A 13,269-nucleotide genomic window follows, 5' to 3' on the forward strand; every position below is an offset into this window, starting at 1 on the left:
ACAGCATCTGTCCGCACCCGGCGGCGCTTCACTCAAACGTCACGGAACCCTTCGCGCGCGTGTCGACTTTCAGTTCGAACACGTCCGGCCGGGAGTAGTGGCCGACCGGGTCGAAGTCGAGGTGCGAACGGGTTTTGGCACCGAGGTCGATGTCGGCATAGAGGATCGTCTCTTCCTCGTAGATCGGTCCGGCCAGCACCTCGCCGCTGGGTGCGATGATGACGCTGCCGCCGCGGATGGCGGTTTCGCCGTAGGGGAGTTCCTCGTCGAATGGATGGTCGTCGGGGAACTCGCTCTTCGTGATGAACTGGCAGGCCGAGAGCACGTGTGTGCGTCCCTCCAAGGCGATATGCGTCATCGTCGCGGTCCACGTCGGACGGTCGTCGACGGTCGGCGCGCAGTAGAGCTCGACACCCTGGGCGTACATCGCCTGGCGCAGCAGAGGCATGTAGTTCTCCCAGCAGATGACGCTGCCCACTCGGCCGAGCGGGGTGTCCATCGTGTCGAGAGTCGACCCGTCCCCGAAGCCCCAGATGACCCGCTCGGTGCCGGTGGGCATGAGCTTCCGGTGTGCGCCGACGGTCCCGAGTTCGGGGTCGATCATCACCGCCGTGCAGTAGAGCGTGTTGCCGGACCGTTCGATGATGCCGATGACGACGAAAGCACCGGCTTCGCGGGCCGCCTCGGCGAGCCTGCTCATCTCGGGACCATCGACGGTGACCGCGCCGTCGAAGTACCGCTCGAACTGCTCCCGCCCCTGCTCGGTGCGCATGCCTACGGGAGCGCCGAACGTGCTGCCCTTCGGGTAGCCGCCGATGAACGCTTCGGGAAACACGACGAGTTCGGCCCCGTTGCCGGCGGCCTCTCGAAGCCGGGCGATCGCCTTGTCGGTCGACGCCTCGGCGTCGAACGGAACGGACCCTGTCTGGACGACTGCCACTTTGTGCATACTGTTCGACCTTCTTCGCTCGATGGAAACTCCTGGCTCAACTGTCGAACGGTTGATAGCAAAGGTCAAACAGCTGGGTCGCTCGCCTCGAACGGACGGGCGCCCCGCGATTCTGTACCGAATCGCGGGGCGCTCTTTCAGTTGGAGTGACTCAGCTCCAGTGCTCAGCAGACCGAGTCCGCATACTGTCGCGGAACTGTCCCGTTGACTTCTCCAACAGCTCTCCGGTGCCCCAATCGAGCACGACGCCGTATCGGCGGATGACGTCGTGGACGGTGATCTCACCATCGCGGTAGCGGCGGGCCACCTCGGCGGGGTCGGCTTCCAGCCAGGACGCTCGTTCGGAGCGGATCCGTTCCCGCTCCGTCGCTGTCGCGGTCTCATCGATCTCGTAATCATCGAGCTCGGCATCGATCTCACGGATGACGACGCCGTAGTCTTTCGCCGCCCGGCCGATGGAGACATAGCCGTCGATGACGTCCTCGAGCACCTCGGCAGTCGGCCGATCCAGCGGGTCACCGAAGCCACCACCTCCGGCGCTTGGTCGTTCGAACGTGTCACCGGGGCTGATGGCTACATTCGAGAACGTGGCACCCAAGTAGCGCGGGTTCTCTGACGAAGGATTGAGCCAGACTCCGTGTGGGATCGACGGCAGTCCGCCATTGATGCCCCACGTCGTCGACCGCCCGCGGTCGCAGCAGTAGCTCATCACCGCACCGGTCGCATCTGTGAGGATGCCGCCCTTATTCACGCCGCAACCACCGCGGAACCTGCCGGGACCTCCGGAATCGATGTTGATCGAGTGCTGAGTGGTGACAACGGGAGTCAGTCGCTCTTGACCTTCAACTGGTTGGACCGCAAGCCCAGTACCGAAGACCGGAGACGTCGCGGAGGAGCCGTCCTTCGTCGACCGGCCGCCCCATCCGCCTGCCATCCAGTCATACCACATGAAGTACGGGCTCGACTCGGTCCTGGCATCATGCCCACCGACGAGCAGATACTCGAGGTTGAATGCACACGCCATCGCTCGTTCGGGCATGATGTGGGACCACAGTTCGAAGATCGCGTTCATGACCTTCTCGTACGGGCCCGAACAGAACCCGGTCACTGCATGCGGCCAGCCGGCGTTGACGACGGTGCCCTCCTCGCCGATCTCTGCGGTCACCGCCTGGTAGAACCCGGAATTGAGCGGAACCTCGGGGAAGAACGTCTTCGTGCCCGCGTAGATCGCAGAGAAGGTCGTCCCGTAGCCGGAGTTGAGGAACGTTGAGACCGCCTCGGCGGATCCCGTGAGGTCGTAGTGGATACCTGTCCCGTCGAGCGTGAGCTTCACCCGAATCGGAGCCAGCCCCTCACCCTTAGCCGGATCGCCGTCGAGGAAATCGACCGTCTCCCACTCGCCCTTCGGCAGATCGCCGAGGCTGGCGAGCACGGTGCGGCAGACATAGTCCTGCGTCTCCTGCATCGCATCGAGGACCGTGTCCTTCGAATATTTGTCGACGAGGCGGAGCACTTCGCGTTCACATACGGCTGTGGCCTCGGCTTGGGCGTTGAGATCGCCGAGGGCCTGATCGGGAGCGCGCGTATTCGACACGAGCAACTGAGCCACATCGTGGAGGAACCGGCCCTTGTGCCAGACCCGAAGCGGGGTGATACGCAGACCCTCACCGAAATGCTCACTGGCAGAGACATCGAACGAGCCCGGGACGGACCCACCGATATCGGCCCAGTGGCCTTTGTTCTGCGCGAAGCCGATGATCTCGTCATCAGCGAAGATCGGACGAATGAAGCTGACGTCGTTGAAGTGGGTGCCGCCTCGATAGGGGTCGTTGATGAGGAAGACGTCACCGGGGTTGATGTCGTCGCCGAACTCCTCCATAACGGCCTTGCACTGGAAATGCAGGGTGCCGACGTGGACGGCGATGTCTGCACTTCCTTGCATAACAGTGTTGCCCTCGCGGTCACAAAGTGCCGACGAGAAGTCGCGTGAGTAGATGACGAACGAATAGCAGGTCCGCAGGATCTGTTCGCTCATAAGGTCGACACTGGTCGCGAAAGCGTTCTTGAGTACTTCGAAAGTCACCGGGTCGAGCGTGGACGTCGACTGTTCCGTTGTTGTGGTCATGGGTCTCTCCTCACAGGCCGTTCTGTGTTGAATTGTTCGCAGCTGACAGCGCAGGCTCGGCTGTCTCTGCCGTCAGCGAGATGCGGATGTTGAACCACTCATCGATCACGGCGGACGAGTTCGGCGGGATGACGGTGGTCGAGTCGATCTGGTTGAGGATCGCCGGTCCGATGAACGCAGCTCCCGACGGCAAGTTCTCCCGCTGGTAGACCGGCGTCGAATGCCACTGTCCGTCGAAGTAGACGTCGCGGACCTCGAGCGGCTCACCGGGATCTTTGCTGCTGACAGGGGTCGGTTTGAAGGTCGGCTTCGGTGTCTTCCCGAGCGCCTTGAGGTGGAGTTGGTAGATCTCGACCGGGGTGTCATCCTGCCGGAACGCGTACTGTTTCTCGTGTTCCTCGTGGAAGAGTTGGACGGCCTCGCGCAGCGCGTTCGGGCCGGAGCCCATCTTCACCTGCAGCGACCGCCACTGGCCGTGGTAACGCATCGAGATGCCACGTTCGAAGACCGAGTCTTCCTCGGCGACTTTCTCATGCCGCAGTCGATCTCGACCTTCGAGTTCGAGTTCGCGGAAGTGCTGTTCGACCGTTTCTGCGTCTGCGGCGTCCGCGACGCCGGTGAACATCTGCGACAGGTCGTGTTGGATGTCGACGAGGAGGCACCCCAGCGCCGAGGTGACTCCCGGGCTGGGCGGGACGATGACTGTGGGGATGTTGAGTTCGCGAGCGACGTCCGCCCCGTGCAATGCACCGGCACCGCCGAAGGCGATGAGTGCGAAGTCCCGGGGGTCGAGCCCGCGACGGATGGACACGAGGCGGACCGCATCGGCCATGTTCGCGTTGGCCACCTGGGCGATGGATTCGGCCGCGGAGTCGACATCGAGGCCGAGCGGATCGGCGATCTTCTCCTTGATCGCTGCCCGTGCGCTCTCACAGTCCAGCGTCATCTCGCCGTCGGCGAGGTCGGTGCCCAGACGATTGAGGGCGAGGTTCGCATCGGTGTTCGTCGGCTGGTCGCCGCCGCGGCGATAGCAGACCGGACCGGGAGCGGCACCGGCCGACTGTGGCCCGTTGCGCAGGGAGCCGGCGATGTCGATGTGGGCCAATGAGCCACCGCCTGCGCCGATGGTGAGTACTTCGATGCTCGGGAAGACGATGGGATGGCCGTATTCGACTTCCCATTCGTTCGTCTCCCGCAGTTCGCCGTCTGCGATGAGTGAGATGTCCGTCGAAGTGCCGCCCATGTCGAGTCCGACGGCATTGGCATGACCGCACTGCTCGGCCACGTGCTGAGCGGCGATCGCGCCGGCGGCGATTCCTGAGGCCGCGAGTCGCACCGGGAACCGCTTGACCATCTCCGAGGTCATCGATCCACCGCCCGAATGGAGGAGAAGGAGTTCTCCGGCATAGCCGTCCTCGGTGAGGTTGGAGTCGAGCTGTTCGACGTAGCCGGATACCAACGGACCAAGAACGGCATTGGCGACAGTCGTGTTGAACCGGTTGTGTTCGAAGATCTCCGGCAGCACCTCGGCCGAGGTGGAGATGCTGGCTCCGGGGAGCTCCTCGGAGAGGATCTCGCGCATCCGGATCTCGTTCGCGGCGTTCGCATAGGAGTTGACGAAGCAGACGGCCACGGTGTCGGCACCGCGCTTCTTAAGCAGGCGGCCGAGCTTCCTGGCCTCGTCTTCGTCGAGCTCGGTGACGATGTTGCCCGCGTAGTCGACGCGTTCGGTGACCTCGAAGCGGTCACGGCGACGGATATAGGGGCCGGATACATCGGAATAGGCGTCCCACAGATCGTCCTTCGTGCCATCGCGGATCTCAATGACATCGCGGAAGCCCTTGGTCGTCACCATCGCTGATTTGGGAAATCTGCGAGTGATGAGCGCATTGGTGGCAACTGTCGTGCCATGTGAGAAGAGCTCGACCTGGCTGAGGTCGATGTTCGCCCGCTTCACTCCGTTGAGCACAGCTTCCATGGGGTTGTTCGGGGTGGACGGGACTTTCGTCACCCGCATTGTCTGGGTGGATTCGTCGAATACACAGATGTCGGTGAACGTTCCGCCGACGTCAACTGCGACGCGTAGATCTGCCACGGTCATCTCCTTTGATTGTGGTTTCCCTCATAGCCTGGCCTTCGATGATCGGGCCGGTCAATGGAGCAGATGAAGGAAAAGACAGCTAGATTTGTAAGAATCACAAAGCCGTACCGACGGCGCGGAATGATGCAGCAGGCGAGTGGGAGCAGAGGTGTAATCCGATGGGTTCGAACCGAGACGCCCTGGCGCGAGAGCGGATCTTCGATGAGCTTTTGAGTGCGATGAATTCTGCAGATCCGCTTGAATCGGCGCTCTCCCGGGTAGCACGGATGAGTAGGGGAGCAGGTCTCGTCATCAACGAACTCGGAGAGGTTGTCAGATCCGTCGGTTCCGCCCCGGTCCACCTCATCGCCCGGTGGACTCAGGAGGAGGTCGTCGGTCCGGCGACACCAGCGGGCTGGGCCGAGTCGACCTCCGGTGCGATCGGCCGCTGGAAGGTGCACGCTCGGACCGTGCGACTGCGCAGTCGCGCCCATGTCATCGTCGTCGCCGTCCACGCCGATGACGAAGAGGCCGTTACTGCCGGCAGCGGGCGCAGAAGTGGAACTGGGGAGGGCAGAGCTGGCAGCGACACGGGCACGACCCACCCTTCCGCCGAGGTGATCCTCGATGTTCTGTCCAAACTTCTGCGCGCCTTCGAGGGATTCGAGTCCTTTTCGATCAGCAATCGACGGGAGGAATCGTCGCGGGTTCTGCGCGACTTGGAGGCCGGTGTCTCTCCCGGTCGCGAACCGGCGCTCTGGCGGGTCCTCGAGACCTTCGGCTTTGCAGCCTACGAGCCGATCCGCGCCCTGCGCCTCCGCATCGACGCCTCCGACACGGGGCATGGGAAACCGAGCCCGAACCCGGGGCGCGGCCTGGTCATCAAGGATTCCGGGCACGTCAGTTCGATGGTCGAACGGACCGCGCTGTGTACAGCAGACTTCGATATCGAGGGCAGCCTCGACGATTTCGGCCTCATCGGAGTCGGGGTCTCGGGACTCTTCACGGCACTCAGTCAGGTACCGGAGATGCTGCAGGCGGCGGACGTGGCGCTTGCCTCGGCGGGGGAGTCGAGGTTCGCTTTCGTCGACCGCATGCGCCCGATCGAGTGGGCGGCGGCCCGCATGAGTTCACGATTCGACCGCCGCCTCGTCGATCACTTCCTCGCTCCGCTCATCAGCAGCCCCGAAGCGCAGACGACGCTGCGAACCTATGTGGACTGTGGTGGCAATATCGCCGAGGTGGCGCGGCGGCTCCAGGTCCACGAGAACACCGTGCGCTACCGGATCGGGCTCATCGAGAAACCGCTCGGCTCTCGAATCACCGACCCTCGCACCGCCGCCGAAATCGTGCTCGCGCTGCGTTGCCTCGACGCCGCCGAGCAGGCATAGACCGGCAGAATGCACCGCTGCGTGGAGAACTCGAATCCCTCAAAGCTCTCGGCTGCCTCAACCCTCAGGCAGCGGGTTGGCATCAACCCCTTCGGTGACGGTCAGGACGATGACGCTGTCAGCATCGACGCCCAGGTGACGACGACGGGCGTCCGCGTCCGAGCCGGTGAGCGCTTCCCTGACCCCTGCCAACGAGGCGGCTCCGCAGGGTCCGGCCGCGACCCCGAGATCGGCGAGCCGGCGCGCGGCGTCGACGGCTGCGCTGTCGCTCACCGTTACCGCGGCATCGAGACCACCAAGAATCAGCGGCCAGGCCAGCGACGAGGGGGTTCCGCAGTTGAGCCCCGACATGATCGTCCGCCCTGTCTCCACAGTGACGGGGAGACCAGCGAGAAGGCTCGGTCCCATGCACGCTGCGGCGTCGGTTTCGACCGACACGACCGCAGTGCTGTCAGCCGCACCGCCGTCGGACACGGCCCCGGCGCTGCGGTAGTGGGCCAAGGCCGCCTGCAGCAGCGAACCGACTCCGGTCGGGACGCAGATGAGGTCGGGGGAGCGGTGACCGCCGTCGCGCAGCTGAGCGTCGATCTCACGGAACAGCGTCGAGTAGCCGTCGACGATCCACCCCGGAACCTCTTCGTAGCCGTCCCACGCCGTGTCCTGAACGAGCACCTCGCCGCCAGAGGCTGCATAGTCGGCGGCTGCCGCGACCGTCTGATCGTAATTGGCCTCAAGCTCGATGACTTCTGCTCCTTCGCCGCGGATCGCAGCGACGGCGCTCGGGTGGATTCCGCCGGCCGGTACGAAGATGCGGGCCGAGCGATCAGCCTCCCGGGCGAACCGGGCAACCGCCCGACCGTGGTTGCCATCGGTGGCGGTGACCACCTCGGCGTCGGGACCCGCATTCGACGACTCCAGTGCGCGGTGGACCGCCCATGAGGCTCCCAGGGCCTTGAATGCGGGCAGACCCAGCCGCGTCGACTCGTCCTTCGCGAAGACCGCGCCGACGCCGAGCTCGCGGGCCAGCTCAGGCAGCGCAATGAGCGCTGTGGGTTCGTATCCGGGGAGGGAACGATGGAATCTCAGGGCGGCGTCGTCCTCGACGGGAGCCGACCAGTTGCGGTCGCGGTCATTGGCAATCCAACGAGTGGAGGATATGTTCGTCATCGTCATGATCAGTTCCCTTCAGGGCGTTTCCGGCCCAGATTGTCGGTCAGTCGCTCGGCCGCCAGCGTTGTATAGAAGTTGATTCCGGCTCCGAGGATCGCATCGTTGAAATCGAACTCACGGCTGTGCAACGGCGCGGTGTCGCCCTCATCGATCTCACCGGCTCCGAGGAAGGCGAAGCACGCGGGAACCTCACGGGCATAGGCGGCGAAGTCCTCACTGGCGGTGATCGGCTGGCACGATGCGTTGACCTTGTCGGCGCCGACTGCCCGCCGCGCCGCGGCCGCCGCATGAGCGTTGCACTCAGCATCGTTGACCGTCGGACGGAACACGCGGGTATAGGTGGCCTCGCACGCAGCGCGATGGGCCTGCGCGATCCCGGCAGCGATCTCTCGGATGCGGGTCTCGACCAGCGCACTGTCGGCATCGGTGAAGGTGCGCACATCTCCGCGGACGACCACCTCGCCGGGGATGGCATTGCGGGCACCGTCGGTGATCAGCTCCGTGCACGAGACGACGACGGCCTGCAACGGGTCGGCATTGCGGGAGACGATCGTCTGCAAGGCCAGGACGATCTCCGCACCGACGACCATCGGGTCGATGACGAAATGCGGGGCCGAGGCATGCCCGCCGCGGCCCCTGACGCGGATCTCGAAGTTGTCCTCCGACGCCATGATCGGCCCGGGACGGGTGTGGATCTCACCCTCGGGCAGGCCCGGAATGTTGTGGAGGCCGTAGACCTCGTCGGTGGGGAACCGGTCGAACAGGCCATCGGCGATCATCGCCTCGGCGCCGGTGCCCGGCTCTTCGGCCGGTTGGAAGAACAGGTGGACGGTTCCGTCGAAGTCGATGTGGCCCGCCAGCGCCGAGGCGGCACCGAGCACCATGGCCATGTGCCCGTCGTGCCCGCAGGCGTGCATGGCCCCGGGATTCTTCGAGGCATATTCGGCACCCGTGTGTTCGTCGATCGGCAGTCCGTCCATGTCGGCACGCAGTGCGATCGACCGCGAACTCGTGCCGCGGGTGAGGGAAGCGACGACACCGCTGCCTCCGACTCCCGCGGTCACTTCCCAACCGAGATCGGTGCAGGTGCGGGCGACGAAATCGGCAGCCTCGGCGACGTCGAATCCGATTCCCGGTATCTCATGGAGGTGCCTGCGCCACTCCGTGGCCAGGTTGATGTGTTCTGCGTTCATGCCCTCAGACTCCAGCACCTGTGCGAATGCGTTCAATACGAACTGACAAATCAGTCGATCGGAGCAGGTTACGACGCAAATTCTTTGCGCATAACGGCGGTTTCGCTGACACTGAGAAGGTGGACACCAGCCTCGATGGGATCGATCTCAGACTGCTCGACGCACTTCAGGCCGATGCCCGGCTGCCCCAATCGGCCCTGGGCACTCGCGTCGGATTATCGACGGCCGCGGTCAACCGCCGCCTCAAGCGGCTGACCGCGGCCGGCATCATCCTCGGCAGCACTCTGAGCCTGGCCCCCGAGCTCCTCGGCCGCCCGGTGCGGGTCATCGCCCAACTGGCCGTCGAGAGCGAACAGTTGGACAAACTCGACGCGGTCCGGGCCACTCTCGTCGAGCGTCCAGAGGTCCAGCAGTGCTACTACGTGGCCGGCGAATGGGACTTCGTGCTCATTGTCCTGGTCCGAGACATGGCCGAGTACACGGAGCTGACCAGGCAGCTCTTCTTCGGCAACGACAACATCCGACGCTTCAGCACTCAGGTCGTCATGGACGCCGCAAAGGTCGGCCTGACGGTGCCCTTGGGGTGAGAATTGCCGGATTCTCGCGTCACTCTCCCGAAATCGGCACCGTCTGCGGAAGCCGAAAGTGCGTTCATCCTCCCGCGGACATCGGAGTCGCCGCGGCCCTTGCCCTGACGTCGTCGATCTCGGTTCCCGACACCACACATGCCAGGCCGCGGTGGCGGCGGGTTGTGAAGACCGTGACGGCAGAGACGGCGACGAGGAGGAAGAGGAGCAGGCCTGAGAGCGGGAACGTCCATTGGGACAGCAGCATATATCCGCCGATGCCGAAGAGGAACCGCAGGGTCCGACCGACCATCACGGGGCGACGGACCTGCACAGCCGCGATGAGGACGAGCCGCTCGCCGATTGTCACACCTCTGCCAAGGACCGAGAGCAGCTGCGCGACGAAGGGCAGGGCGAATCCGACGAACGTCACGATCTGCCCCGGTTCGCTGATCCTCCCGTCGTCGAGGACGGCCGCGATGACTCCGACGGTGAGGGCGACGGTCCAGCTGAATAGCCCCCAGATGAGCAGATCACAGAGGATGCCGGTGAGCCGACGGGTTACCGTGATCGGGCGTGGCGTATCGACCTCCTGCAGGCCCTCCCGCCTGCGCAGGAGGAGCAGGCTTGCGAGAGAGCCGAGGACCGCGCCGAGGGTATTCATCATGAGATCGTCGACGTCGAAGACCCGGTAGGCGCACTGGTAGATCCCCCAGATACCGGTGATCTGTGTGAACTCGATGAGCGCCGAGGCGGCCAGCCCCGTCAGCGTCGCCACGACGATGCCTCTCCCGGCGAGCTGTCTGACGAACCAACCGAGTGGGACGAAGAGGATCACGTTGAGCGCCACCTGCAGGACCGCGGGGTTGGTCATCAGAGCTCGGACGCTGCCAGTGTCGAAGCTGAGGATGTCGGCGATGAACTGGAAGGGGCGCAGCTGCACTGCCGCACAGGTGATTTCATCGGCCGGAGGGACCGGCAGAAGCGTGTACGTCCACAGCGCCATCGCGTAGATGGCGGCGGCCAGCCAGACGAGCGTGTGTCCGAACGTGAGTCCGCCTCGGCGGCGATAGCTGATCGCGACGAACGGTACAAAGGCGAGGACCGCGACGCCGCAGCCCACGAGGACGGCCACGAAAGCGGGAATGACGAAGGAGCTCATTCCCTCAACCCTACGGTGTTCGTCCAGTTCAACGGTGGCCGCTGCCGGCGCCTGAGGGCCCGCCATATGATTCCGACTCTGCCTCTCCGTGTCAGTGGCCCGGCCCTCCGCGTAGGCTGAGGTCATGCCGCACTTTCTGCTGACCCGCACCCCGCAGCCACCTCGTCCCGATTCTGATCGGGACGCGCAGCGCTCAGTCGGCGAGGCCGCCACCGCCACCGGTGCCGGCGCCCCCGTCCGCGGCCGTGGGGCACTGCTCGCTCTCTTCGCCGTCCTCCTTGTCGCCTGGGTCGGCATCTCCGGTGTCGGAGGCCCGTACTTCGGCAAGATCTCCGAGGTCGCCACGAACGACCGCTCGTCCTTCCTCCCCGAGTCCGCGGAGTCCACGCGCGCTCAGGATCAGATCGAGAAGTTCAGCGACCTCGACTACGTTCCCGCGATCGTCGTGCTCGAGAACAGCGACGGAGTCACCGACGACGATCGGTCCCGCCTCGATGAGCTGACGAAGACACTCGAAGACGACGACCTGCTGGCGACCGACCCCTCACCGGCCATCCCGTCCGATGACGACGAGGCCCTCCAGCTCATCCTCCCGGTTTCCTCGACGACCACCTCCGACGACGTCGAATCCATCCGAGTCGCGGTCGGGAAGGTCTTCCCGACCGCGACTGCCGCCGATATGACTCCAGATCAGGCCGCGGAAGCACCGACCACCGTGGCAGACGTCCACGTCACCGGTCCGGCAGGATTCTCCGCCGACCTCTCCGAAGCCTTCGCCGGCATCGACGGCATCCTCCTGCTCGTCGCGCTCATCGCTGTCTTCGTCATCCTCATCATCGTCTACCGGTCCCCGCTGCTGCCCATCATCGTCCTGTTCACCTCGGTCGCCGCGCTCGCCGCCTCGATCTTCATCGTCTGGCACCTCGCCGACGCCGGAATCCTCCTGATCAACGGACAGGTCCAAGGCATCCTCTTCATCCTCGTCGTCGGCGCCACCACGGACTACTCCCTCCTCGTCGTCTCCCGGTTCCGCGACGCGCTCCTCCACGAACCCGACCGAGTCAGAGCCGGACTGAGCGCCCTCAAGGGAGTGCTCGAACCGATCGCGGCCTCCGGCGGGACCGTCATCGCCGGGCTCCTCGTCCTCCTGCTCACCGACCTCGCGTCGACGCGTGCGCTCGGACCGGTCGCGGCGATCGGCATCGTCGTGGCGATGTTCGCAGCACTGACCTTCCTGCCAGCCGCCCTGATGATCATCGGCCGCGCCGTGTTCTGGCCCTTCCTTCCGCACGTCCAGGCCGAGACGGCCAAGTCCAAGCGCGGGATCTGGGCCCGAATCGCCGAGGCGGTCGCGGGGCATCCCCGCCGCATCTGGGTCACGCTCGTCATCCTCCTCGCCATCCCGCTGCTCGCCCTCCCGCAGTTCAAGGCCGAGGGAGTCCCACAGTCCGACTTCGTCCTCGGCGACTCCGAGGCCCGCGACGGCCAGGACATCCTGGCCGAGCATTTCCCCGGAGGGTCCGGATCGCCGGCGCAGATCGTCGTGGCGAAAGACCAGCTCAGCGATGCCGCACAGGCGGTCGGCCGCCTCGGCGAGGTCGAATCGATGACCGTCGTCGCGAACGATTCACCGAGCGGGACGCTGTCCATCGGCACGGACGGAGAGATCGACCCACCGCGCGGAATGCCGAGCGGGGCAGGGCCGGGCGGGCCCGGTCAGCCGGAGACGCCGGCCCCCACCGAGGTCGACGGCAACGTCCTGTTGGAAGCGACGCTGAAGTCGGTCGCGGATTCGGACGAAGCCGAAACCGCGGTGACCGAGATCCGCGAGGCTGTGCACGACATCGACCCGGATGCCCTCGTCGGCGGGGAATCCGCGGTCGACCTCGACACGAACACCACCGCCGAGGCGGACCGGGCCTTGGCCATTCCGCTGATCCTCGTCGTGGTTACGATCGTGCTCATCCTGCTGCTGCGGTCCCTGCTGGCACCGCTGCTGCTCGTGGCGCTGACCGTGCTGTCCTTCGGCACCGCGCTGGGAGTCTCCGCTCTCGTGTTCAACGACGTCATCGGGTTCTCCGGAGCCGACCCCTCGGTGCCGCTCTACGCGTTCGTCTTCCTCGTCGCGCTCGGCATCGACTACAACATCTTCCTCATGTCCAGGGTGCGGGAGGAATCGCTGCGTCTGGGGACTCGGGCGGGCGTGCTCAAGGGACTCGTCTCCACGGGCGGGGTGATCACCTCGGCGGGAATCGTACTGGCCGCGACCTTCGCCGCGCTCGCCGTCATCCCTGTGATGTTCCTCTTCCAGCTCGCCTTCATCGTCACCTTCGGCGTCCTCCTCGACGCGATCCTCGTACGTTCTCTCGTCGTGCCGGCGCTCGTCCACGACATCGGGCGCAGCGTGTGGTGGCCGTGGCGGAAGCGGATTCCGCGGGACTGAGATGCGGATGCTCCGGGACTGAGCGGTGGGTTCCGCAGGGCCGGAAAACGGATGCCCTGGGTCTGAGCGGAGAGGCGGGAGGCAATACGATACCCCCGGCCGGTGACGAAGGGTCGTGGGGAGACCGTTTTCATCCGTGATCGCCGGGGGTTCGTGGGGGATACTCCGGTACTTCGACGAGGGGATCGTC

The 13,269-nt window shown here is 65.1% G+C and carries 9 protein-coding genes; 3 read left to right on the forward strand and 6 right to left on the reverse strand.

What is annotated here, in order from left to right:
- Positions 1–28: 28 nt before the first annotated feature.
- The 3 genes from AC3CD9_RS17455 to AC3CD9_RS17465 form a co-directional block, all read right to left on the reverse strand.
- Positions 29–949, reverse strand: coding sequence for a carbon-nitrogen hydrolase family protein (locus AC3CD9_RS17455; protein WP_488365251.1), 921 nt, complete (start codon positions 947–949; stop codon positions 29–31).
- 151 nt (positions 950–1,100) lie between these two features.
- Complete coding sequence (locus AC3CD9_RS17460; protein ID WP_488365252.1) at positions 1,101–3,074, reverse strand: hydantoinase B/oxoprolinase family protein; 1,974 nt, start codon at positions 3,072–3,074, stop codon at positions 1,101–1,103.
- Positions 3,075–3,084: 10 nt separating this feature from the next.
- Positions 3,085–5,169, reverse strand: coding sequence for a hydantoinase/oxoprolinase family protein (locus AC3CD9_RS17465; protein ID WP_488365253.1), 2,085 nt, complete (start codon positions 5,167–5,169; stop codon positions 3,085–3,087).
- A gap of 164 nt (positions 5,170–5,333) precedes the next feature.
- Here AC3CD9_RS17465 and AC3CD9_RS17470 point away from each other — a divergent pair, with 164 nt between their 5' ends.
- Positions 5,334–6,545 carry a PucR family transcriptional regulator gene (locus AC3CD9_RS17470; RefSeq protein ID WP_488365255.1) on the forward strand — a complete coding sequence of 404 codons (1,212 nt, stop codon included), beginning with the start codon at positions 5,334–5,336 and terminating at the stop codon, positions 6,543–6,545.
- A 57-nt stretch (positions 6,546–6,602) separates the two neighbouring features.
- On the opposite strand, the gene AC3CD9_RS17475 is transcribed toward AC3CD9_RS17470, so the two are convergent.
- Positions 6,603–7,718 carry a pyridoxal-phosphate dependent enzyme gene (locus tag AC3CD9_RS17475; protein ID WP_488365257.1) on the reverse strand — a complete coding sequence of 372 codons (1,116 nt, stop codon included), beginning with the start codon at positions 7,716–7,718 and terminating at the stop codon, positions 6,603–6,605.
- 2 nt (positions 7,719–7,720) lie between these two features.
- Positions 7,721–8,908 (reverse strand): amidohydrolase, encoded by a 1,188-nt coding sequence (locus tag AC3CD9_RS17480; RefSeq protein WP_488365258.1) that lies wholly within the window; start codon positions 8,906–8,908, stop codon positions 7,721–7,723.
- Positions 8,909–9,027: 119 nt separating this feature from the next.
- Here AC3CD9_RS17480 and AC3CD9_RS17485 point away from each other — a divergent pair, with 119 nt between their 5' ends.
- The gene (locus tag AC3CD9_RS17485) at positions 9,028–9,495 is read left to right on the forward strand and encodes an Lrp/AsnC family transcriptional regulator (RefSeq protein ID WP_488365259.1); all 468 of its coding nucleotides are present in this window, start codon (positions 9,028–9,030) and stop codon (positions 9,493–9,495) included.
- Between the two features lie 64 nt (positions 9,496–9,559).
- Here AC3CD9_RS17485 and AC3CD9_RS17490 read toward each other — a convergent pair whose 3' ends face one another.
- On the reverse strand, positions 9,560–10,636 hold the full coding sequence (locus AC3CD9_RS17490) for a VanZ family protein (protein WP_488365260.1): 1,077 nt from the start codon (positions 10,634–10,636) through the stop codon (positions 9,560–9,562).
- 124 nt (positions 10,637–10,760) lie between these two features.
- On the opposite strand from AC3CD9_RS17490, the gene AC3CD9_RS17495 reads away from it, so the two are divergent.
- Complete coding sequence (locus tag AC3CD9_RS17495; RefSeq protein ID WP_488365261.1) at positions 10,761–13,079, forward strand: MMPL family transporter; 2,319 nt, start codon at positions 10,761–10,763, stop codon at positions 13,077–13,079.
- Positions 13,080–13,269 lie beyond the last annotated feature (190 nt).

Source organism: Brevibacterium sp. MGP-B1, from assembly GCF_057766545.1.

Bases quoted from the DNA above. Each gene is read 5' to 3' on its own strand.
- AC3CD9_RS17455 (WP_488365251.1), bottom strand. From the start codon at position 949: ATGCACAAAGTGGCAGTCGTCCAGACAGGGTCCGTTCCGTTCGACGCC.
- AC3CD9_RS17460 (WP_488365252.1), bottom strand. From the start codon at position 3,074: ATGACCACAACAACGGAACAGTCGACGTCCACGCTCGACCCGGTGACT.
- AC3CD9_RS17470 (WP_488365255.1), top strand. From the start codon at position 5,334: ATGGGTTCGAACCGAGACGCCCTGGCGCGAGAGCGGATCTTCGATGAG.
- AC3CD9_RS17475 (WP_488365257.1), bottom strand. From the start codon at position 7,718: ATGACGATGACGAACATATCCTCCACTCGTTGGATTGCCAATGACCGC.
- AC3CD9_RS17480 (WP_488365258.1), bottom strand. From the start codon at position 8,908: ATGAACGCAGAACACATCAACCTGGCCACGGAGTGGCGCAGGCACCTC.
- AC3CD9_RS17490 (WP_488365260.1), bottom strand. From the start codon at position 10,636: ATGAGCTCCTTCGTCATTCCCGCTTTCGTGGCCGTCCTCGTGGGCTGC.
- AC3CD9_RS17495 (WP_488365261.1), top strand. From the start codon at position 10,761: ATGCCGCACTTTCTGCTGACCCGCACCCCGCAGCCACCTCGTCCCGAT.